This window comes from Stenotrophomonas sp. YJH_SMC_14-1 (genome assembly GCF_059372275.1).
Genome location: NZ_JCAFVK010000007.1, coordinates 1 through 21,208, shown reverse-complemented (window position 1 = coordinate 21,208; position 21,208 = coordinate 1). Strand labels below are relative to the sequence as shown.

Genomic DNA, 21,208 nt, shown 5'->3' with positions numbered 1-21,208 from the left:
TGCGGTTGAGGCCCGATGCTGCGCGCCCTGCCCCGTCCTCTCCCGGAGTTCCTGCATGCCACGGATGATCGCCACCCTGCTCGACAGCCGCGTGCTGTGGTTCCTCGCCCGACTGCTGCTGGCCGTGGTGTTCCTGTCCTCGGGTCTGGCCAAGCTGCTGGCGTGGGATAACAGCGTGGCCGAAATGCAGGCGGCCGGGCTGCACCCGCCTGTACTGTTCAACATCGCCAGTGCCGTGGTGCTGCTGGGCGGCTCACTGTGCCTGCTGTTTGATCGCCTGCTGTGGCTGGGCAGCGGTGCACTTGCGGTGTTCATGCTGTTGACCATCGTCATCGTGCACACCTTCTGGGCCAAGCAAGGTGCGGAACAAAAACTGGCCCTGTTCTTCGCGCTGGAACACCTGAGCGTGGTGGGTGGCCTGATCTGCGCAGCCATCGCCAGCCGTGCGCGGTCTCAGAAAAACTCGTCAAGCAACCGATAGAATGCAAGCCGCCGCTCATCAGGGACCGCACCGTAGCGCTGGAACAGCGTGGCGACACAGCGGCTCTCCCCGAAATTGTGGACCAGGCTGCGCGCGGCCAGGGCCAGGTCCTGATAGCGGTCGGCCACGCCCAACCGGCCACAATCGATGAAGCCAGTGAACCGCCCATCGGTCACCATCAGGTTGGGCAGGCAGGCATCGCCATGACTGACCACCAGGTCTTCATGAGCGGGCCGGGTAGCGCGCAGCTCGGCGAAAACCTGCTGCGGGCTCTGGCCCAGCCGCTCGTCGTCGAAGTCATCGGCATCGACCAGCCCCGCCTCGACGCGTGCCTGTGCGGCCTGCAGGCGCGATGCCAACTGCTGGTCGAACGGGCAGTTGGCTACAGGCACGGCATGCAGGCCACGCAGTGCGTCAGCCAGCAGTTCTGCCACCCGTCTCGGCGCGAGCTCCGGCGAGGAGGCCAAGTCGCGGCCGGGCAACGCGCTCATCAACAACCAGCGCCGACCGCCCTCCTCGGTCGTGGCAATCACCGTCGGCGCCGACTGCCCCTGCGCCTGCAGCCAACGCAGCCGGGCGATCTCATCACCCAGTTCACTGAAGGCATCGATCACTTCCGATTTCAGGAAGGCGTCGGTCTGCCCGGGACGATGCACCCGCGCGACATCCGCGCGCGACACGCCGATCGACTGCCGCTCGATGTGCGCATCGGCCAACGCTTCCTGCCATGCCCGCGGCAGCCGCAGGCCATCAGTGAAGGGATTGGGTGCTCCCATGCCGGGATGTTCCTGTTGCTGTGGACCCTACGGATTCTCGCCGCTCCCGAGGCACAACGCCCAGCAGAGCGCACAATGGGAGGCCTGACCAAACTGACCCGGCTGTCAGTGGTCAGTGCATCCCAGCACCTGCAGCAGCTGCGACGGCTACTACCACAGTACCGTTGCCAGCTCGACAACATCGCCTCGATCATTACCGCTGAACGCACCAACCTGCGTGCGTTCGCCGACTGGGACACCGTTCTGGCAGTCGATTGAGACTGCCGCAGTACAACAAGGAAGCAACATGAAATTGATGGTCATCGGCGCCAGCAGGGGCCTGGGTCGGGCATTCGTTGAAGGTCTGTGCCAGCCCGGCGACACCGTCGTCGGTGTCTCGCGCACTCGCCCGCGCTACATCGCCTGCCCCGAAGGCGTCGCACTGCAATGGATCGAAGCCGATCTGTCCCAGCCTGCTGTCGCTGCCAATCACATCGCAGCGCAGGCGCCCGCTGATCTGGATGTGCTGATCCACAACCTGGGCATCTGGGAAGAGAAGGCCTTCAGCGACGAGTACGCCTTTCTCGACGAAAGCGATGCCGCGCTCACCCAGCTGGTTGACGTCAACATCACCGCCACGCTCGTGTTGCTTCAGCGCCTGCTGCCGCGCGTTCTGGGCGCACCGCGCCCACAGCTGGTACTGACCGGCTCGACCTCGGCCCTGCCACGCAGCGGGCGCCCGGAAGTCGCCTTCGGTGCCTCGAAGTTCGCACTCAACGGCATCGCCGATGCCCTGCGCGAAGGCTTCCGTGACCGCCGCCTGGCCGTGACCAGCCTGCAGCTGGGTTACCTCAATACCGACGATGCACTATCGGTTCCCGTGGCAGCGGCGGCAGCGCGCGGCGATGGCGAACTGGTGCCGGTGCACGACGTGGTGACCTTGGTGCGTGCGCTGCTGCAGCTGTCGCCGTCCGGCTTCGTACGTGAACTGGTACTGCCCGCCATCGCCGACCCGCGCTACTGACCCCCAGGGGCAGCGCAGGGCACTCGCGGTGGCCGCACAGGCGGCCGTGGTTTACCCTGCTCCTCACTGGCCGTCAGTCACAGGCGGGAACCTGCTATGGATGCGCTTTCACGGGTTGCGGCCCAGGTCCTGGACAGCGCCCTGCCCAGCCTGCCGCTTTACCTGCTGCAGGCCACGGCGGTGATCGGCATGATCGGCGTGCTGCTGATCGCCACCCGTCGCGCCGGCCGCGCCATCGAAGGCCGCCGCCTGTACGTAGGCGTAGCGCTGGGCCTGATCTACCTGTTCAACTCGTGGTTCGTGGCCCGCTATACGCAAGGGGTGGTCAAGCTCCATCTGGGCTTCGACATCCTGCTGGTCAGTGGCCTGCTTGGCGGCTGGCGCGGCGGCCTGGCCTGCCTCGGCGCCAGCCTGCTGGCCCGCTACCAGTTCGCAGGCACGCTGTACTTCCTGCCTGCTGGCCTTGAGGCCGCACTGCAGATGTTGGCAGGCGTCTGGCTGCGCAGGCGCCTGCACCCGCGCATGCTCAATGAACTCTCGCTGCGCATGATCCTGCAGGCCTGGGGCGTACGCATCGCCGTCACCGCGTTCGGCTTGGCCCTGGGCGTGGCGATCATCGGCGCCGAGCTGCTGCCGGTGGAAGAGCTGGCGATCCAGCGCCTGCTGGCGCTGCCGCTGTCACTGCTGATGCTGGGCGCGGTGTTCGCACTGGTCTACAACGATGCGCAGATCGACGTGCAGCGCCAACGCGAACAGGCCTGGCTGCGTATCGATCCGATCAGTGGCCTGCCCAACATGCGCGCGCTCGGCGAACGCCTGCAGCACTTCTGGCGCGACAACGACGGCATCGGCAAGGCCTGCCTGATCGTGGCCGAGATGGGCAACCTGCGCGATCTGCGCCTGCGCCATGGTCCGCTGCAGGACAACGGTATCTGGCAGCGCGACAGCACCGAAGAAGTACATCGGCTGCTGCCCTCGCTGCCGGCCACGCAACTGGAGATCTACCAGTTCGGCGATGCCGCGCTGGCGATCCTGGTGCGCGACCTGGCCTTGTCCGAACTGCGCACGCAACCGCAGATCACCGAGCTGGCCAGCAACCTGGCTGACCGGGTCGGCCGCGATTGGCCCGGTTTCCGGCCGCTGTTCCGCTGTGCGGTAGTCGAATTGAAGCCCCCCGTAGATGCCGACGAAGGACATCTTCCGTTCCGTGCGATCACCGTTGCACTGAGTGCGATCGAATCCGGCGTGGTGTTCTTTGATGACCCGATCCAGCGCGACAGCGAGATCGACGCCCTGATCGAGAGCTCACTCGAACGCTGGTTGCAGCAGGGGGATGCGCCGCTGTGCTACCAGCCCAAGCATCGCCTGCAGGATCGCCGGCTGGTCGGGGCCGAAGCACTGCTGCGCATGCGCGATACCGAGGGCAGGATGATCGCACCGATGCGCGTGATCTCCCTGCTGCGTCGGCAGGGGCGGTTGGCTGAACTGGAATGGGCCACGCTGCAGTCGGCCATCCACTTCCTGCAGCAGTGCCGACGCGATGGCTGGCAGCTGAAGATCGCAGTGAACGTTTCGGCCGAGTCACTGCGCCTGCCCGACTTCGGCCTGCGCCTGCAGGAACTGCTGCAGCTGCACGATGTGCCTGGCGTGATGTTGCGCCTGGAGATCGTCGAATGGACTGAGATCGTCGAGCGCGACGTGGTCGATGCCAACATCGCACAGCTGCTGGCGGCGGAGGTCACACTGTCGCTGGATGATTTCGGCGCTGGCTATTCAACCCTGATCCTGCTCTCGCAGCTGGCCATCGCCGAGGTCAAGATCGAACAGGCGCTGATCGCCACACTGTCCGACGCCAAGTCGCAGTCGATCGTGCGCTTCATCGTCGAAGTTGCGCACCGCTGCGGCGCGATCGTGGTGGCCGAAGGTACCGAAACCCTGGCGCAGGAACAACAACTGCGCGCACTGGGCGTGGATGTCGGCCAAGGCTATCTGTACTCGGCGGCGCTGCCGGCCGACGAGTTCCGCCGCTTCGCCGCCAGCTAGACCGCGTAGAAACCGAGGAACATCGCCACCGCCGATTCGGCCACGCGGGCACGCTCCTGTGCGTTCAACGGCGCCTGCCCCATCGTAACTTGGGGCCAGAACGCAAAGCTCTTCACCAGCCCGTGCAGCTGGTGGCCAGCAAATTCCGGATCGACCTCGCGCAACCTGCCATCGGCGATTGCCGCGCGGATCCACGCACTCTCGCCAGTTTCCTTTTCGCCCATGCGGCAGACGATGGCCTGCGCACGCTCCGGCGAGTGGATGATCTCAGCCATCGCCACCCGCGCCAGGTCGATGAAGTTGGCATCGCTGAGCAATTCCAGCTTCTGCCCCAGCAACTGCAGCAGCTGCGCCTGCAGCGGCTGGTCGGCGCGATACGGCAATGTGTCGCTGGCCACGCTGCGCTCCCACAGCTCCTCGAGGATCATCGAGAACAGCGCTTCCTTGCTCGGGAAGTGGTTGTAGACGGTGCGCTTGGAGACGCCGGCCGCCTCGGCAATGCGGTCCATGCTGGTCGCCTCGTAGCCCGCCGCACGGAACTCCTCCACCGCCGCGCGCACGATGGCTTCGCGTTTGCGGTCGGTCAGGCGTTGCGGGGCACGGGGCATGGCGGGAACCGGATAACTGAACGGATGCCTCCATTTTACACTCAGCAGTGTACTTTTGGAAAACCCGAAACTACACTGTGCAGTGTACTCAGCGGACGTCACCCATGAAGCGCCTGCTCCTTGTCCTCCTGCTTGGAATCCTCGCCGTGACCGCCTACACCTTCTGCAAGTCCTGGTCCCTCCCCGACTTCCCCGAGTCGCCGCAGTACCGTGATGGCAAGTTCCGCAATGCCCTGCCCCGTCCAGCGATGGGCCTGCGCGACGGCCTGGAGATCTGGTGGACGTTCCTCTTCAACAAACCCAAGGGCACCGTGCCCGCGCACCCGATTCCAGTGCAGCCGCTGGACCGCGCCACACTGGATGCTGCACCGGACCGCAGCCTGTTCCGGCTGGGGCACTCCACGATCCTGCTGAAGCTGCGCGGCCAGTACTGGCTGACCGACCCGGTGTTCTCCGAGCGCGCCTCGCCGGTGCAGTGGATGGGCCCGGCCCGCTTCCATGCGCCGCCGATCAGCATCGACGATCTGCCGCAGATCGCCGGCGTGATCCTCTCGCACAACCACTACGACCACCTCGACCACGCAGCGGTGATGCAGCTGGCCGGCAAGACCGCGCGCTTCATTGCACCGCTCGGCGTCGGCGACCAGCTGATCGCCTGGGGCGTGGATGCCAGCAAGGTCGAACAGCTGGACTGGTGGCAATCCACCGAAGCCAGCGGCCTGCGCCTGACCGCCACCCCGGGCCAGCATTTCTCCGGCCGCGGACTGGGCGACAGCGACCGCAGCCTGTGGGCCTCGTGGGTGATCCAGGACGGTGACTTCCGCATCTTCTTCAGCGGCGACACCGGCTACTTCGACGGCTTCAAGGCCATCGGCGAAAAGTATGGTCCGTTCGACCTGACCATGATCGAGACCGGCGCCTATGATCCGCGCTGGGCGTTCGTGCACATGCAGCCGGAACAGACGCTGCAGGCGCACCTGGACCTGCGCGGCAAGTGGCTGCTGCCGATCCACAATGGCACCTTCGATCTGGCACTGCACGAGTGGCAGCAGCCGTTCGAACGCATCACCGCGTTGGCCGCAGCGAAGAATGTGCCGGTGGCCACGCCGATGATGGGCGAAGCGCTCGACATGCAGGCGCCGGAGGCGGGCACGCGCTGGTGGGAGACGGTGGAGTTGTAACGCCTCGCTTTCCGGGTGGGTGCTGACCGTGGCCCGCACTACACCTTCGGCTGCAACCTGCGCCCTTCGCGGGCCAGGTTGAGCTGCAACGCCGCGGTAGCAAGTTCCGCCATTTCCGAGGTGACTTTCCCACTGCCGCGCGCCTGCAGCCAGTCGAGGATGTCAGCCAGATGCCAGATCGACGTCGTCCCTTCGTGAACCGGTGAAGGAAACGACTGCGGGTTGGCCAGCATCAGCTTGCGCATGTTCTGGCGTGATACCCCCAACAGGTCCGCCACATCGGTCAGCCCCACCAGATCGGGGCTTACTTCGACCAGCTCGGCCCCCGGCACGGCACGCTGTACGTCGCCCAATGCCGACGCCAGGGCGGCACCGGCATTGTCAGCCTCACGACAGAATGCCAGCGCCATCCGGCCAGGTCGTCCGATGCCCAGCAGCGCATCATCGCAACCCGATTCCACAAGTCGCTGCTCCAGCATGCCGCCATCGTCGTAGGCGTCCGGCAGGCGGTACTTCAGGGTGAAATTGAATTCCATCATCTGCCTATCTCGTTTCGGCTCGCACCGTTTCTCATTGCTCACGGCTGCAGTTCTCGACCACACGGCGCAGCACTCTGGCGTGATTGCAGGTGTTGCGTGGCGTGCTCCAGATGCTCGCGACGCAGAATTCCCCGCTCCGGCATTTGCTGTCGTTGTAGGGGCAGTACATCCGCCCCCACGCATGGCTGCCGCCCACCCGCAATCTCCAACCCCTCGCTTCCGCAAATCGCAATGCGGCTTCAATGTCCTTGTCGGGGTCACACACACGAGACATCCGCCTTCTCCGAAGCCTGCACCTGTCCAACGAAGGTTGTCATATGACAACCCATACTGAACTCCTTGACCTTGACCCAAGCTAGCCCTTCCGAGGCGCGCGTCCAGAACCATAGCCGTCAACGCGGTCATGCCTCCGACACGCCGCGCACAGCCTGGCGCTATTGCAGCGCGTCATGTAACCGATTACATCCCTTGCTAGCGTAGCGTTCGCCCGATTCCGGTCGAACCTGCGAGGCTGTCCGTAATGACGTTGCGCGCCGAACGCTCCAAGGTCTTCCGCTCAGCTATCCCATGGCGATCTGCCATTGCCCTGCTGTTGGCCGCCCTGGCCTCCAGCGCACAGGCACAGACCCTCCCCCCCGCGCAGCCAATGGCAGGCCAGCAGTTCCTCGCAGCAGGTGCCGGCGATGGCGATCGGCCACCTGATCGACGGCGACCCGAAGACCGTGACCGGCGGCGCCTTCAGCCCTGGGCACTGGTTCCAGATCGACCTGGGCGCGCCCACCCTGCTGGCCGGCGCGCGCCTCACCTGGGATGTCTCCAATCCGGAAGGCTATTCGCTGCAGACCTCACTGGATGGCACGCAGTGGCAGACCGCGTACACGATGGCCGATTCACTGGGCGATGTGGAAACGCTGTACTTCGCGCCGCGGCAGGCGCGCTATCTGCGGCTGGCCAGTCCGCAGCGCACTTCCGACTGGGGCGTGTCGATCTTCGAGATGGAGCCGCTGGACAGCACGCTCAGCGCACGCATCAGCGGTATCGATGCAGCGCAGGCAGCAGCGCTCTGGCAAGGCGGCGGCACCGTTCCGATGCCGGCCGGGACAAATGGATCCCATGCGTTAGAGATCACGCTGCCGCAGACTCAATCGACGGCTGGTCTGGTGGTCGACTGGGCTGATGGAAACCGCGGCCCTGCCCGATTGCAGGTTCAGGATGCACAGGGCCGGTGGCACGACCTCGCGCACGATGCGCAGGCGGCCAGCCACCGCCAGAGCTGGCTGGCCGCCAACGCCGCACAGGCCGTGCGTGCATTCCGCCTGAGCGTGGATGGATCTGCACCAAAGGTGGCACACCTGCGCCTGCTCGGCCCAAAAGCCGTGATGACACCGATGAAGCAGTATCAGATCGTCGCCAGCGGCGCGCAGCGCGCGTTGTTCCCGGCCTCGCTGCAGATGCAGCAGACTTACTGGACTGCCGTCGGCGTGCATGCCGGGCGACAGAAATCGATCTTCGACGAGTACGGCAACCTGGAAGCGTTCAAGGGAGCGCCGCTGGTGCAGCCGATCTGGCGCAGCGCCAATGGGAGCACTGCAGGTGCCGCCGGGCAGAACGTGCAGCATGCATTGCGTGATGGCTGGAAGCCGATGCCCTCCGCCACCTGGTCGCCGCAGCCCGGGCTGGAACTGCGCAGCGAAGTGTTTGCCATCGAACGTGGTGGCCAGCCGGTGACCTTCCTGCGGCATCGCCTGCACAACACGGGCAGCGCCAGGATCGAAGGCACGCTCAGCCTGGTCGTGCGCCCGATGCAGATGAATCCGCCGTGGCAGAACGGCGGGCTGTCACCCATCCGCGATGTGGCGATCGATGGACAGGCCGTGCGCATCAATGGACGCACGCTGCTGCAGTCGCCCACGCCGGTGACTGCATCCGGCGCGGCGCCATTTGGCAGGGAGGGCGCAACGGAAATCACCGCGATCCTCGCTGCCGGCCAGCTGCCCTCCACGCAACAGGCGCGTGATGACCAGGGTCTTGCCGCCGCCGCGCTCAACTACCGTGTATCACTGGCACCGGGCGCCAGCGATGCCATCGTGGTCGCGTTCCCGCTGGGTACTGCCGCCGCCGATAGCAAGGGCGCACTGCCGGAGGCGCCTGCGCTCGATCTGGCCACGCTGCCCCGCGATGCCAATACGGCGTTCGATTCCCTGGCCACGCAGGCCTCCGCGGACTGGCAGGCACGGCTGGGCCAGGTCGGGCTGCGCCTGCCCGATCCTTCGCTGGTGGACATGCTGCGCGCGCAGGCCGCCTACATGCTGATCAACCAGACCGGCCCGGCCATGCAGCCCGGGCCCCGCAACTACAACCGCTCCTTCATCCGCGACGGCATGGCCACCTCGGCGGTGCTGCTGCGCATGGGCGAAGCACGCGTCGCGCGCGACTACCTGGCCTGGTACAGCGAACACGGCGTGCATGCCAACGGCCTGGTCTCGCCGATCCTCAACGACGATGGCAGTGTCAACACCGGCTTTGGATCGGACATCGAGTACGACAGCCAGGGACAGTACGTCGCGTTGGTGGCCGATGTCGCGCGCTTGGATGGTGGACCGGAATCGGTGCGTGCCTACCTGCCCAAGGTGAAGGCCGCGCTGCAGTTCCTGCAGGAACTACGCGAGCGCACGCTGGTGCCCGGCTACAAGGCCGACCAGCCGGCGCCGGAGCGCTTCGCGGGCATCCTTGCACCGTCGATCAGCCATGAGGGCTATCCATCTCCCACCCACAGCTACTGGGACGACTATTGGGGCCTGAAGGGATGGCACGACGGCGCATGGCTGGCCGAGGCACTGGGTGACCACGAGACTGCTGCCTGGGCGCGCGAGCAATACAAGCTGCTCTACGACGCGCTGCACGCCTCTATCCAGGCGACGATGGCGTGGAAGGGCATCGACTTCATCCCCTCCTCGGCCGACCTGGGCGATGGCGATCCAACCGGCGTATCGATCGCACTGGACCCCACCGGTGCGCAGAGCGTGCTGCCCGCCGAGGCACTGCGGACCACCTTCGCGCGTTATCTGGAGGATGTGCGCAAGCGCAGCCAGCCCGATGCGCTGTACGCCTATACGCCGTATGAGATCCGCAACGTGCTGAGCCATGTGCACCTGGGCCAACCGCAGGTTGCCGATGAGCTGCTGCAGGGACTGCTGCATGATCGGCGCCCGCTTGAGTGGCAGGTACTGGCCGAGGTCGTACACTCGCGGCTGCGTTTCCCCCGCTACCTGGGCGACATGCCGCATACCTGGATGGGTGCCGAGTACGGCCGCACGCTGTTCGGCATGCTGATGCGCGAAGACGATGATGCGTTGTCATTGCTGCCGGGCACGCCGCCGTCGTGGGTGGCGGGCGATGGGTTGGCGGTGGAGCGGCTGCCGACCGCGTATGGCACGTTGCAGATGCAGGCGCGTCAGCGCGACGGCACGCTGACGGTCACGCTGGGCAAGGGGTTGCGCAGCGGGAAGGCAGTGAAAGTCTGGTGGCCGGCGCGCACCATGCCGAAGACGGTGCGTGTGGATAGGCATAGCGTTTCCGACTTCGATGCCGAGGGTGTGCGGCTGGCGAAACCGTTCAAAACGCTGGAGGCGCGCTGGTAAAGCAGCCGAGCAAGGCTTGGTTCTACAAAGCGGGGGTCACCCGGGCCACGCCCGGTGTCATTGCAGCGTCGGCAATCCCGGCGGGTTGGTCTGCGACTGCGGCACGGCTTCCTCGGCCACGTTCCACCGTTTCAGCGCCTGCGCATAGGTACCACTGGCAATCTGCGTGTTCAGCGCCTGCGTCACCGCATCAGCCAGGCCGCTGCCCTTGCGGGTGGTCACCGAGATCGCCGCAGCGTTCGGCCATCCGCCGGGGAACAGGCCCACGCGCCGCACCTTGCCGTCGCGTGCCGAGTACGCGCCGGTGGCATTGGGCTCGAACGAGACATCGGCCCGCCCGGTGATCACCGCCAACCGGCCGACCACCGCGTCATCGAAGTACTGGTACTCCACCGGCTTCAAGCCGGCAGCGATGTTCTGCTGGTCCCACTGCCGCAGGATCTGGTCCTGGTTGGTGCTGGCACCGACCACCACCTTCAGCCCGGCAACGTCGGCCGGCTTTTCGATCTTCTGGATCGGCCCATCAGTGCGCGTGTAGATGCCCAGCAGGTCGTAACGGTAGCTGGAGAAATCGAACTTCTTCTTTCGCTCCTCGGTGACCGTCACGTTCGACAGCACCGCATCGTACTTGCCCGATTCCAGCCCCAGCGGCCAGTCGGCCCACGCCACCGGCACGATCACCAGCTTCAGGCCCAACGCATCGGCGATCAGCCGTGCGATGTCGGGCTCGATACCGACCACGTCCTTGCTGTCGGCGCCGTAATCGGCCAGCGGCAGCTGCCCCGGGTGGGTCGCCACGGTGAATGCGCCCGGCGTGACGAAGCGGTAGCCAGCCGGAATCAAGGCCTGCGCCTCCGCGTCGAGCGTGCCCTTCAGGATGGCGGTGTTCGCGCCGGCCAGGCTGGTCGCGGCCACGGCGCCGGCATCCGGGGCCTGGCGCACGCGCGAGTAGACGATGCCGGCGATGCCGATGACCAGCACGCCTGCGATCAACAAGGTGCTGCGTGAGGGGCGACGGGGTGCTGCAGGGCTCATGGCATTCCTTGAGGGTTACAGGGTCTTGGCCAGGAAATCGGCGGTGCGTTGCTGGCGCGGGCGCTCGAACAGAGCCTCGGGCGTGCCCTGCTCGATCACCCGGCCCTGGTCCATCATCACCACGTGGTCGGCCACGCGGCGGGCGAAGCTCAGCTCATGGGTGACGATCACCAGCGTGGTACCGGAGCGGGCCAGTTCTTCGATCACGCTCAGCACTTCAGCCACCAGCTCCGGGTCCAGCGCCGAGGTCGGTTCGTCGAACAGCAGCACCTTCGGCTGCAGCGCCAGCGCGCGGGCAATCGCGATGCGCTGCTGCTGGCCACCGGACAGCTGGCGCGGGAAGGCATCGGCCTTGTCGGCCAGGCCGACCCGCTCCAGCAGCGTGCGCGCCTGTTGTTCGGCCTGCGCGCGCGGCACACCGCGTACTGCGATCGGCGCTTCGATGATGTTCTCCAGCGCGGTCAGGTGCGGGAACAGGTTGAAGCCCTGGAACACCATGCCCACTTCCGCACGACGGCGGCGGATCTCACGCTCGGGCAGTTCGTACAGGGTGTCGCCCTCGCGACGGTAGCCGATCAGCTGGCCTCCGACGGTCACGTAACCGCTGTCGGCGCGTTCCAGATGATTGATCAGCCGCAGCAGCGTGGACTTGCCGGCGCCCGAAGGGCCGATCAGCACCGTCACGCTTCCAGCGCGCAGCTCCAGGTTCACATCTTCCAGCACCGGCTGATCGCCAAACGCCTTGCCCACACCATGCAGCGACACTGCCGCGCCCTCGCCCGCTTCAACCTGGGTGGCGATACGCGGGCGGCTTGCTACGCGCGGCGCGGCGTCGCTCTGCACACGCGGGGGCGACGACACCCGCGACACCGAGCGCTCGCGCTGCAGTTGGCCGCGCGCGAAGCGTTGCTCCACGCGCCGCTGCAGCAGCGACAACACGGTCAGGATCACCAGGTACCAGACCGTGGCCACCATCAGCAATGGCACAACTTCCAGGTTGCGCCGGTAGATCACCTGCACGGTGTAGAACAGCTCAGGCAGCGCCAGCACGTAGACCACCGAGGTGCTCTTGGCCAGGCCAATCACATCGTTGAACGCGGCCGGCAGGATCGAACGCATTGCCTGCGGCAGGATGATGCGGCGCACCTGGCGACCGCGCGGCAGGCCGAGCGCGGCCGCAGCCTCGTACTGGCCGTGGTCGACCGAGAGGATGCCACCGCGGATCACCTCGGCCGAGAACGCGGCCTGGTTCAGGGTCAGGCCCAGCACCGCGGCGGTGAACACACCGATCAGCTGCGTGGTCGGGTACGAGAACAGGCTGATGCCGGTGAACGGCACGCCCAGCTCGATGGTGCTGTACAGATAGCCCAGGTTGTTCAGCAGCAGCAACAGCACCAGCAGCGGGATCGAGCGGAACAACCACACGTAGCCCCACGACACCGCCGACAGCAGCGGCGAACCAGAGACGCGGGCCAGCGCAAGCAAGGTGCCCAGTGCGAAACCGAGACCGGTACCGAGCGCGGTCAGCAGCAGCGTGCGGCCCAGGCCCTCGAGCACCGGGCGTGCGAAGAACCACTCAGCGAAGGTGCCCCAGCCCCAGCGCGGATTACCCAGTACGGACTGCAACCCGATCAGGATCAGCGCCAGTGCCAATACTGTGCCGAACACCTGCAGCGGATGCCGGGCCGGCACGATCTTCAGCGCCGGTGCGGGCGCCGGCCGGGTTGCAATGCCATCCAGCGCGGTCGAAGGCGTGCTCACGCGTGGGCTCCTTGCAGCTGGGTCTGCGCAGGCACGATGACGGGCGCCGGTGCCCGCAGGTGCTTTTCGAACGGCAGATGCGCAACCGTTTCCGGGTCCGCATCCAGATCGAACAGCGCGGTGTAGCCGTGGCTGAGGTACAGGCCGACGGCTTCAGGCTGGCGGAAGCCGGTGGTCAGGAACACCCGCCGGTACCCTTGCCGCGCCGCCTGGTCTTCCAGTTCCTGAAGCACGCGACGCGCGATGCCCTGCCGGCGCAGCCCGGGCAGCGTCCAGATGCGTTTGAATTCGGCGGTGTCCGGATCGCGGTGCGGCATGAAGGCGCCGCCGGAGATCGCCACACCATCGCGCAGCAGCAGCACGAACGCGCCTACCGGCGCCGCGAAGGCCTGCGCCGGATAGCGTTGCAGCTCCTCGCGGGCGCTGCCGCCGATGCGTCGGCGCACGTCGGCATAGCGACTGTCGTACTCCTGCTCCAGGCCATCGAACAGCGGCCGCGCCAATGGATCATCCACCGAGGTATAGAGGAAGCGTTCGTTGTTGCTCATGCCACGTCCTTCACCAGATAGTCTTCGGCCAGCCGCGCCCACAGGCTGGCAGCGGGTGCGATTGCGGCGTCGTTGAACACATAGCGCGGGCTGTGCAACGGTGCGCTGTCGCCGTTGCCGACGAACACGAAACTCCCGGGCCGTGCCTGCAACAGGAAAGCGAAGTCCTCGCTGGCGGTGCGCGGCGCGAACTCCGGCACCACCTGTTCGTTGCCGAAGCCCTGCACGGCCACGTCGCGGATGTAGGCGGTCTGCTGCGGGTGGTTGATCACGCTGGGGAAGCCACGCGGGAACTCGATTTCGGCGCGTGCCCCGAAAGCGGCAGCGGTCTGCTCGGCAATCCCGGTCACCCGGCGGCGCAGCGTGTCGCGCACCTCGGGCAGGTAGGCGCGCACGGTCAGCTTCAGCTCGACCACGTCCGGAATCACATTGGCGGCCTGTCCACCGTGGATCGAACCGACGGTGACCACGCCCATCTGCCGCGGGTCGACATTGCGCGACACCACACTCTGCAATGCAGTGACGATGTGCGCGGCGACCAGGATCGGATCCACGCTGCCCTGCGGCTCGGCACCGTGGCCACCCTTTCCGATCACCTTCAGCCGTGCCCAGTCCACCGACGCCATCGCCGGGCCATCGACAAAGCCGAAGTGGCCCACCGGCACGCCCGGCCAGTTGTGCAGGCCATAGATCGCGTCCACCGGGAAGCGCTCGAACAGGCCGTCGGCAATCATCTTCGATGCGCCCGACCCCGTCTCCTCGGCCGGCTGGAAAACCAGCTGCAGGGTGCCGTCGATATTGCCGTGATGGGCCAGGTAATGCGCGGCGGACAGCAGGATGGCGGTGTGCCCATCGTGGCCACAGGCATGCATCAGCCCTTCGTTCTGGCTGGCGTAGGCCAGCCCCGAGTCCTCGTGGATCGGCAGTGCATCGATGTCGGCGCGCAGGCCGAGACGACGTCCGCCCTGCCCGCGTTGCAGCGTGCCGACAACACCTGTGCCACCGAGCCCGGTGGTGACCTCATAGCCCCACTGTTGCAGCAGCTCGGCCACACGGGCGCTGGTGCGGTGCTCCTCGAAGGCCAGCTCCGGATGCCGGTGCAGGTCATGGCGGATCGCGATGGCCGCCTCGGCGCGTGCCGCGATTTCGGGCAGCACGCCGATGGACGCGGGGTCTCGCCGGGCATGGCCGGGCGCTACCGAATTCTCTCCGCTCATCGCCCTACCCCACCTTCCGCGCCGGTTCGGCGTCGGTCGAATGGCGGCTGGCCTTGTACGGCAGCCCCAGATGCTCACGCAGGGTCTGACCCTGCAGCTCACGCTGGTGGTAGCCGCGGGCCTGCAGGATCGGCAGCACCTGGGTCACGAAATCGTCCAGGCCTTCGCGCTGCGCCGCGAAGCCGAGAATGAAGCCATCGCTGGCACCGGCGTCGAACCAACGGATCAGCTCATCGGCCACGTGCTCCGGCGTGCCGATGAAGTTTGGTCGCGGGCTCACCGCTTCAAGCGCCACCTGGCGCAGGCTCAGCCCCTTCTCACGCGCATCCTGCTTGATGCGGTCGGTGGTGGAACGGAATGAGTTACTGCCGATGTCACCCAGCTCCGGGAACGGTGCATCCGGGTCGTACTGGCTGAAGTCATGGTGGTCGAAGAAGCGGCCCAGGTACGCCAGTGCATCCTCCAGCGTGGCCAACGCGGCAATCGCCTGGTACTTGGCTTCGGCCTCCTCGGCGGTGCGGCCGACGATGGGGCCGATGCCCGGGAAGATCTTCACGTCGTTGCCGCTGCGGCCGTGCGCGATCGCCGAGTTCTTCACCTTCTGGGTGAACGCGCGGGTTTCTTCCAGCGATGGCGAATGGGTGAACACCGCATCGGCGTACTTGCCGGCCAGCGCGATGCCATCATCAGACGAACCGGCCTGGAAGATCACCGGCTGTCCCTGCGGCGAACGCTGGATGTTGAGCGGGCCTTCCACCTGGAAGAAGCGGCCTTTGTGGTCGAGCCGGCGGAACTTCTCCGGCGCAAAGAACGTGCCGCTGTCGCGCTCGCGCACGAAGGCGTCGTCATCCCAGGAATCCCACAGTCCCTGCACCACCTCCAGGTACTCGTCGGCGATCTGGTAGCGCAGCGCATGCTCCGGGTGCGGCCGGCCATAGTTGCGACCCGAACCTTCCAACGGTGAGGTCACCACGTTCCAGCCAGCACGACCGCCACTGAGCAGATCCAGCGAGGCGAACTGGCGGGCCACCGTGAACGGGTCGCTGTAGGAGGTGGACAGCGTACCGGCCAGGCCGATCTTCTTCGTCGCCGTGGCCAGCGCCGACAGCAGCGAGATCGGCTCGAAGCGGTTGAGGAAGTGCGGGATCGACTTTTCGTTGATGTACAGGCCGTCGGCAACGAAGCCGAACGCGATGCCGTTGTCCTCGGCGGTGCGCGCGATGTCGATGTAGAACTGCAGGTTGACGCTGGCGTCGGCCGGATTGGACGGGTGCTTCCAGGCGTGCATGTGGCTGCCGGGGCCCTGCAGCATGATGCCGAACGGAATGTGGCGCGGAGTGGTGCTCATGGGAATCGCTCCTGCAGGTCAGGCCACCGCCGCGCGCGGCGCGGGCGACAGCAGTTCAAGGGATGTCAGGCGCGCGTCGAGGTCGGCCACCGGCGCATCGAGGATGAACTCGCCCACGCCGAAGCGCCGATGCAGCGCGTCCAGTTCGTCACGCACGTGCTGCGCATCGCCTGACAACACGCTCGGGCGTGTTTCCTCGATGCGGTAGTCGGCCCCCCCCACCTGGCGCGCATACTCGGCAGCCGCCTCTGGGCTGGGCAGGTTCACCGTCTGCCCGGGACCAAGGTGCAGCTTGTAGACGCGCAGCGCACCGATATGACGTGCTGCGGCTTCGGCAGTCGGCGCGGCGAAGGCCACCGTAGCCAGCAGCGGTGGCTGCGAGGAGACGCTGCGGTAGGCGTCGAACGCGGCCTCGATGTGCTTCGGGTCGCCGTCGAAGTGCGCGGCGTAGACGAAACGCCAGCCCAGCTCGGCCGCCTGCCGTGCACTCTGCGGGCTGGCACCGAGCAGGAAGCGCTCCGGCGCCTGCTGCGGAATCGGCCGCGCCAGCACATCGGCTTCGGCGCCGGACAGATAGCCCTCAAGATCGCGCAGTTGCTGGTCGAAGTCGGCGAACGCCGGCCGCCCCGCTGCCAATGCAGCGGTAGATGCCGGCAGGCCGCCGGGCGCCTTGCCCACGCCCAGATCCACGCGCCCTGGCGCCAACGCGGCCAGCAGGTTGAAGTTCTCCGCCACCTTGTACGGCGCGTAGTGACGCAGCATGACCCCACCGCTGCCGATGCGGATGCGCCGGGTCTGCGCCAGCACCCAGGCGGCCAGCACTTCCGGTGCGGGGCTGGCCAACGTCGGCGCGGCGTGGTGCTCGGCAAACCAGTAGCGGTGATAGCCCAGCTGTTCGGCGCGCTGCGCCAGCTGCAGGCTGTTGCGCAGCGCCTGCTCCGGCGAGGCGCCTTCGGCCACCGGGCTCTTGTCCAGTACGCTGATCTGATAGCTCATGGTCGCGTCCTCGCTCAGGGATGGGCCACGGGGATGCCGAGCAACCCGTTCAGCGCGGCCAGGATCGGTTCGGCACCGGAGATGTACTGGCGGTCCTGGTGCACGCCACTCGCGAGGTCACTGCGCACGCCCTGCGGCAGCACCAGCTTCGGCAGCGACTGGTCCTGCTCGCCGATCTCGGCGATCACCTCCCGGCGCGGCCGTGCGAAACCGATGCGGCGCACGTCCAGCTGCGCGTCCAGGCCGTCGATGCTCGACAGCGCACCTTCCAGCAACAGGCTATGCCGGCAGAAGAAGCGCTGGCCGGGAATCTGTCCGTCCTCGAACTCACGGTCGAGCAGGAACAGGATGGGCTTGTCGGTTGCGTCCAGACTCACGGGGTCGTCCTCATCGGGGTGCGGCAATGCGATGCCACTTCGATATCGATGCTAGAGATGACGGCGGTCGGCACGGCGATGCCAGGCGACAATCGGCGGTCAGATCCGGCCATGCAGATGCGCCTTGGCCATAAGCAAAGCGCCGCCGGTTATGCCGTCAGGCGATCCTTCGCAGCGGCGCCGGTACCGCCAGCGCCTGCGAAGCCAGATGCCCTGCCGCGCGCTCGGCCGCCAGTGCGATGCGGGCCTGCAAGGCTGCACTGTTGATGTGCTCGCCATCGAAGTCGGCAGGCGTGGCATACACCCCGATCGGCAGCGTGTGCGCCTGCAGGAAACTGAACAACGGCCGCAACTGGTGGTCGATCACCAACGCATGGCGCTCGCTGCCACCGGTCGCCGCCAGCAGCACCGGCGTATCCACCAGCGCTTCCAGCCCGATGAAATCGACCAGGTGCTTGAACAGCCCGGGATAGGAACCGCGATACACCGGTGCCGCGACCACCAGCAGACCGGCCGTCTCGATTGCCTGCAGTGCCTGCTCTACGGCTGGCTCCGCTTCATCGCGCGACAGCGACTGCCCCAGCGAACGCGCGATCGGCGCCAGCTCCACCAGCTCCACGCTGGCATGCACCCGCTGCTGCAACGACGCCAACAAGTGTCGCACCAGCAGCAACGTGCGCGACGTCGCCGAGCTGGTCGGTGACCCCACCACTGCCACCACCTTCAATGCAGAAGACATGAAATGCTCCTCGATGATGCCGGACCACGTCCGGCCGCCTTTGGCGTGAACCTCAAAACCGGTAACTGACCCGCCCATACCAGTACGCGCCGACGTTGCCCAACACGTCGCCGTTGTCCCAGGTCGTCTCGATGCTCGCCACATCGGTGGCACTGCGCGCGTACTCCGGCACCTTGCGCGTGCGCTTGTCGAACACGTTGTTGATGCCCAGCGCCGCACTCCAGCCTGCACCCAGTTCCACGGCACCGGAGAGATTGGTCACCAGCACCGGCGGCTGCTTGTACTCCACGCCGTTGTTCAGGCGCTTGATCGGTCCGTAGTAGGTGAAGTCGAGGTTCGAGCGCCAGCGCCCGTTCTGCCAGCCCAACCCCGCCACCTGCGTGTAGCTGGGCGTGCGGAAGCGCAGCGCGTACTCGCTGCTCTTGGTCAACAGGTTGATGTTCGGCAGCCCCTGCAGCGCCGCCGGAATGTCGCTGATCTTCTGGATGGTGGTGCGCCCCACGTTGGCCGCGTAGCTCCAGCGCAGCTTGCCCCACGCGGTTTCCTGGTTCGCCTCCAGGGTCAGCTCGACACCGCGCGTGCGGGTGTTGCCAACGTTGGTGAAGTAGCTGGCGTAGAACGCATCACCCGGCAGGATGCTGATGCCGGCCGAACCCAGCAGCGCATCGATGGTGTTCTTCTGCGCCGCAGTCAGCACCGTGCCGCTGTTGTCGGTGATGCGCGCTGGATCCTGCGCGTTGTAGCCGATCTGGCTGGACTGGCCGAGCTGGCCACGGATGTCGATCTGGTAGGCATCCACGGCCAGATGGAACGCAGGGCTCGGGTCCCAGGTCACGCCCAGGCTGTAGTTGGTGGCCTTCTCGGGCTTCAGCGGCGTAGCACCCAGCGCAACCGCCGCCGGCGAAGACACCTGCGCCACCAGCGTGGTGCCGCACGGGCAGCTGCCGGTGGCCTGGTAGTACTGCGCGCCCAGGCTGGGCGCGTGGAAACCGTTGCTGACCGTGGCACGCACGCCCAGCGCATCGGTGACGTCGAAGCGCGTGGTCAGGCGGCCGGTGGACACGCTGCCGAAGTCGGAATGGTCTTCCCAGCGCGCCGCCGCATCCAGATACCAGCGCGAGGTGATGTTGCTGGCCGCACCCCCGTACACCGCCTTGCTGTTGCGGGTCGCCTTCACCGCGTCCGCAGTGGAATAGCCGACGAAGGCCGCAGCACCAAAGCCGGTGTAGGACTCCCACTGCCCTGCCCCACGCTCGTATTGTTCGTGCTGGTACTCGGCGCCCGCGCTCACCTCCAGCGGCGACGCAAACGCCGCCACCTCGAAGCCACGGCGCAGGTCCAGGTTGGCGATGCCCTGCTGGTAGTCCAGCTTGCCATCATAGAAATCAGTGGGCGAACCGGGGTACGGTAGCGAGTAGTTCACCGAGTTGCGCGTATAGGTGCGCACCGTGCTGCGGTTGCCGGTCAGGCTGGCGTCGTAATCCCAGCCCGCGATCTGGCCTTTCACGCCCGCAGTGCCGGTGTACTGCTTCTCCTTGGTTTCCAGCACTGGCAGGAAGCCATCGGGAAACACGTTCAGCACGCCTGGAGCCTTGTAAGTGGTGAAGATGGTCGCCGGCAGGCGGAAGTTCTGGATTGCCTGCGCGGTGCGATCGCTGGCCGTGGCGTTGGCGTAGAACTGCGCGCTCTCGCCCAGGCCATGGCCCACGTTCACCGCGAACGCCTTCAGCGCATACGACGGGGAGCTGAGGATGGTGTTGGCCTCGGCATTGCGGCTGGCTTCGGCCGGGTTCGGCGATGCGCCGGCCGGCAATCGATTATTCGGCCGCAGCGCCACCAGATTGCCGCTACCATCCACCGCCGGGTAGCTCAGATAGCCATCGATGTAGCGGCGGGTGCGGATCGCATGATGCTGGCGGGTGGTCTCGCCGGAGAGGTTGACGAAGCCATCGGCACCCCACGGCAGGCCAACGTTGGCACGCACGCTGGTTCGCGAGCCATCGCCATCAATGCTCTGCCCGCTTTCCACGGCGAGCTCGCCACCGTGCGCCTGCGACTTCAGGATCACGTTGACCACACCGGTAATCGCATCGGAGCCATAGATGGCCGACGCACCATCACGCAGCACTTCCACGTGGTCGATGGCCGACACCGGAATCAACGCCAGGTCCGCCCACGCATGGCCTGGGAAGCCGCCCCCATTGGCACCGCTCACATAGGCACTGGCATTGCGGCGCTTGCCGTTCACCAGCACCAGCGTGTAGCCGGGCGACAGGTTGCGCAGCTGGTAGCCACGGATCAGGCTCTCCTGGTCGCTCTGGTAGCCACCAATCTGGCTGAGCGACGGCAGTGCGCGCTGCAGCGCTTCCAGCAGGTTGGCCTGGCCAGTGGAGGCAAGGTCCTCGGCGGAGATCACGTCGATCGGCGTGGAACTGTTCTTCACCGTACGCGTGCTGGTGCGCGAGCCGGTCACCACCACCGCATCCAGCGTGGATGCTGCCACGTTGGCGGTCGCGGCGGTGGCGGCAGGATCGGCATCGGCTTCCGCCGCATGGGTGGGCGACGCGGCGAGGATGGCGGTGATCAGAACAGCGAGAGTGCTCAGGACAGGGGCGTGGGCGGCAGGCATGGGGGCTCGTGGGGGTGGGCCGGAAACACGCTTCCATTCAAGGGCCTGTCCGCCCACCGCGACAGGCGCGATCGCGTCACCCAGCCGTAACATCCGGCCACCCACATGACTGCTGGTAATGACGTTAGGCAGCCCTGCACAGCACGCGCGCGGGACGGCGATGGGCAATCGACGCTGGATGATGTGCGGCGGGTGGCAGGTGGCAGGTGGTGGGTGGTGGGTGGTGGGCGACCGGCGGCGGGCGGCGGGCGGCGGGCGACAACCTACGGGGGTAGAGTCGACTGTC

17 protein-coding genes and 1 pseudogene are annotated in these 21,208 nt (G+C 66.6%); 6 read left to right on the top strand and 12 right to left on the bottom strand.

What is annotated here, in order from left to right; all coding sequences use genetic code 11:
* The first annotated feature begins 55 nt into the window (after window positions 1-55).
* Window positions 56-481 carry a DoxX family protein gene (locus AC5P9P_RS15395; protein WP_111108865.1) on the top strand — a complete coding sequence of 142 codons (426 nt, stop codon included), beginning with the start codon at window positions 56-58 and terminating at the stop codon, window positions 479-481.
* Here AC5P9P_RS15395 and AC5P9P_RS15390 read toward each other — a convergent pair.
* Window positions 454-1,257 (bottom strand): APH(3')-II family aminoglycoside O-phosphotransferase, encoded by an 804-nt coding sequence (locus tag AC5P9P_RS15390; protein ID WP_033834473.1) that lies wholly within the window; start codon window positions 1,255-1,257, stop codon window positions 454-456. The genes AC5P9P_RS15395 and AC5P9P_RS15390 overlap by 28 nt on opposite strands.
* Before the next feature lie 75 nt (window positions 1,258-1,332).
* On the opposite strand from AC5P9P_RS15390, the gene AC5P9P_RS15385 reads away from it, so the two are divergent.
* The 3 genes from AC5P9P_RS15385 (at window position 1,333) to AC5P9P_RS15375 (ending at window position 4,303) form a co-directional block, all read left to right on the top strand.
* The gene (locus AC5P9P_RS15385; protein ID WP_033834472.1) at window positions 1,333-1,515 is read left to right on the top strand and encodes a hypothetical protein; all 183 of its coding nucleotides are present in this window, start codon (window positions 1,333-1,335) and stop codon (window positions 1,513-1,515) included.
* Window positions 1,516-1,543: 28 nt separating this feature from the next.
* Window positions 1,544-2,260, top strand: coding sequence for an SDR family NAD(P)-dependent oxidoreductase (locus tag AC5P9P_RS15380; protein WP_049430338.1), 717 nt, complete (start codon window positions 1,544-1,546; stop codon window positions 2,258-2,260).
* A 96-nt stretch (window positions 2,261-2,356) separates the two neighbouring features.
* Complete coding sequence (locus AC5P9P_RS15375) at window positions 2,357-4,303, top strand: EAL domain-containing protein (protein WP_495201986.1); 1,947 nt, start codon at window positions 2,357-2,359, stop codon at window positions 4,301-4,303.
* On the opposite strand, the gene AC5P9P_RS15370 is transcribed toward AC5P9P_RS15375, so the two are convergent.
* Entirely contained in the window at window positions 4,300-4,911 is a 612-nt protein-coding gene (locus AC5P9P_RS15370) for a TetR/AcrR family transcriptional regulator (RefSeq protein ID WP_049403179.1), read from the bottom strand. The two genes, AC5P9P_RS15375 and AC5P9P_RS15370, sit on opposite strands and share 4 nt — an antisense overlap.
* A gap of 104 nt (window positions 4,912-5,015) precedes the next feature.
* On the opposite strand from AC5P9P_RS15370, the gene AC5P9P_RS15365 reads away from it, so the two are divergent.
* The gene (locus AC5P9P_RS15365) at window positions 5,016-6,092 is read left to right on the top strand and encodes an MBL fold metallo-hydrolase (protein ID WP_049403178.1); all 1,077 of its coding nucleotides are present in this window, start codon (window positions 5,016-5,018) and stop codon (window positions 6,090-6,092) included.
* 38 nt (window positions 6,093-6,130) lie between these two features.
* Here AC5P9P_RS15365 and AC5P9P_RS15360 read toward each other — a convergent pair whose 3' ends face one another.
* Window positions 6,131-6,628 (bottom strand): helix-turn-helix transcriptional regulator, encoded by a 498-nt coding sequence (locus AC5P9P_RS15360; RefSeq protein ID WP_049403212.1) that lies wholly within the window; start codon window positions 6,626-6,628, stop codon window positions 6,131-6,133.
* Window positions 6,629-7,151: 523 nt separating this feature from the next.
* Between AC5P9P_RS15360 and AC5P9P_RS15355 the strand changes: the two are divergent.
* Window positions 7,152-10,272: pseudogene (locus AC5P9P_RS15355) on the top strand (galactose-binding domain-containing protein).
* 57 nt (window positions 10,273-10,329) lie between these two features.
* Here AC5P9P_RS15355 and AC5P9P_RS15350 read toward each other — a convergent pair.
* From AC5P9P_RS15350 to AC5P9P_RS15310, 9 genes are all read right to left on the bottom strand, one after another.
* On the bottom strand, window positions 10,330-11,307 hold the full coding sequence (locus tag AC5P9P_RS15350) for an ABC transporter substrate-binding protein (RefSeq protein ID WP_111108869.1): 978 nt from the start codon (window positions 11,305-11,307) through the stop codon (window positions 10,330-10,332).
* 15 nt (window positions 11,308-11,322) lie between these two features.
* Window positions 11,323-13,068: an amino acid ABC transporter permease/ATP-binding protein gene (locus AC5P9P_RS15345; protein WP_111108870.1), complete on the bottom strand. Its 1,746-nt coding sequence runs from the start codon at window positions 13,066-13,068 to the stop codon at window positions 11,323-11,325.
* Window positions 13,065-13,616 carry a GNAT family N-acetyltransferase gene (locus AC5P9P_RS15340; RefSeq protein ID WP_111108871.1) on the bottom strand — a complete coding sequence of 184 codons (552 nt, stop codon included), beginning with the start codon at window positions 13,614-13,616 and terminating at the stop codon, window positions 13,065-13,067. Before AC5P9P_RS15340 ends, AC5P9P_RS15345 begins: the two co-directional genes overlap by 4 nt.
* Window positions 13,613-14,833 (bottom strand): M20 aminoacylase family protein, encoded by a 1,221-nt coding sequence (locus AC5P9P_RS15335; protein WP_495232911.1) that lies wholly within the window; start codon window positions 14,831-14,833, stop codon window positions 13,613-13,615. The genes AC5P9P_RS15340 and AC5P9P_RS15335 overlap by 4 nt, the downstream gene beginning before the upstream one ends.
* A gap of 4 nt (window positions 14,834-14,837) precedes the next feature.
* Entirely contained in the window at window positions 14,838-16,181 is a 1,344-nt protein-coding gene (locus AC5P9P_RS15330) for an LLM class flavin-dependent oxidoreductase (protein WP_049403174.1), read from the bottom strand.
* Between the two features lie 18 nt (window positions 16,182-16,199).
* Window positions 16,200-17,177, bottom strand: coding sequence for an MsnO8 family LLM class oxidoreductase (locus tag AC5P9P_RS15325; protein ID WP_049403173.1), 978 nt, complete (start codon window positions 17,175-17,177; stop codon window positions 16,200-16,202).
* A 14-nt stretch (window positions 17,178-17,191) separates the two neighbouring features.
* Window positions 17,192-17,554, bottom strand: coding sequence for a DUF3088 family protein (locus AC5P9P_RS15320; RefSeq protein ID WP_005409341.1), 363 nt, complete (start codon window positions 17,552-17,554; stop codon window positions 17,192-17,194).
* Between the two features lie 157 nt (window positions 17,555-17,711).
* On the bottom strand, window positions 17,712-18,293 hold the full coding sequence (gene msuE, locus AC5P9P_RS15315; protein WP_049403172.1) for an FMN reductase: 582 nt from the start codon (window positions 18,291-18,293) through the stop codon (window positions 17,712-17,714).
* A gap of 52 nt (window positions 18,294-18,345) precedes the next feature.
* Complete coding sequence (locus AC5P9P_RS15310) at window positions 18,346-20,922, bottom strand: TonB-dependent receptor plug domain-containing protein (RefSeq protein ID WP_049403171.1); 2,577 nt, start codon at window positions 20,920-20,922, stop codon at window positions 18,346-18,348.
* Window positions 20,923-21,208 lie beyond the last annotated feature (286 nt).

Coding starts and splice junctions, on each gene's coding strand:
- msuE (WP_049403172.1), bottom strand. CDS start 18,293: ATGTCTTCTGCATTGAAGGTGGTGGCAGTGGTGGGGTCACCGACCAGC.
- AC5P9P_RS15385 (WP_033834472.1), top strand. CDS start 1,333: ATGGGAGGCCTGACCAAACTGACCCGGCTGTCAGTGGTCAGTGCATCC.
- AC5P9P_RS15350 (WP_111108869.1), bottom strand. CDS start 11,307: ATGAGCCCTGCAGCACCCCGTCGCCCCTCACGCAGCACCTTGTTGATC.
- AC5P9P_RS15330 (WP_049403174.1), bottom strand. CDS start 16,181: ATGAGCACCACTCCGCGCCACATTCCGTTCGGCATCATGCTGCAGGGC.
- AC5P9P_RS15395 (WP_111108865.1), top strand. CDS start 56: ATGCCACGGATGATCGCCACCCTGCTCGACAGCCGCGTGCTGTGGTTC.
- AC5P9P_RS15370 (WP_049403179.1), bottom strand. CDS start 4,911: ATGCCCCGTGCCCCGCAACGCCTGACCGACCGCAAACGCGAAGCCATC.
- AC5P9P_RS15375 (WP_495201986.1), top strand. CDS start 2,357: ATGGATGCGCTTTCACGGGTTGCGGCCCAGGTCCTGGACAGCGCCCTG.
- AC5P9P_RS15340 (WP_111108871.1), bottom strand. CDS start 13,616: ATGAGCAACAACGAACGCTTCCTCTATACCTCGGTGGATGATCCATTG.
- AC5P9P_RS15380 (WP_049430338.1), top strand. CDS start 1,544: ATGAAATTGATGGTCATCGGCGCCAGCAGGGGCCTGGGTCGGGCATTC.
- AC5P9P_RS15335 (WP_495232911.1), bottom strand. CDS start 14,833: ATGAGCGGAGAGAATTCGGTAGCGCCCGGCCATGCCCGGCGAGACCCC.
- AC5P9P_RS15365 (WP_049403178.1), top strand. CDS start 5,016: ATGAAGCGCCTGCTCCTTGTCCTCCTGCTTGGAATCCTCGCCGTGACC.
- AC5P9P_RS15390 (WP_033834473.1), bottom strand. CDS start 1,257: ATGGGAGCACCCAATCCCTTCACTGATGGCCTGCGGCTGCCGCGGGCA.
- AC5P9P_RS15310 (WP_049403171.1), bottom strand. CDS start 20,922: ATGCCTGCCGCCCACGCCCCTGTCCTGAGCACTCTCGCTGTTCTGATC.
- AC5P9P_RS15360 (WP_049403212.1), bottom strand. CDS start 6,628: ATGGAATTCAATTTCACCCTGAAGTACCGCCTGCCGGACGCCTACGAC.
- AC5P9P_RS15325 (WP_049403173.1), bottom strand. CDS start 17,177: ATGAGCTATCAGATCAGCGTACTGGACAAGAGCCCGGTGGCCGAAGGC.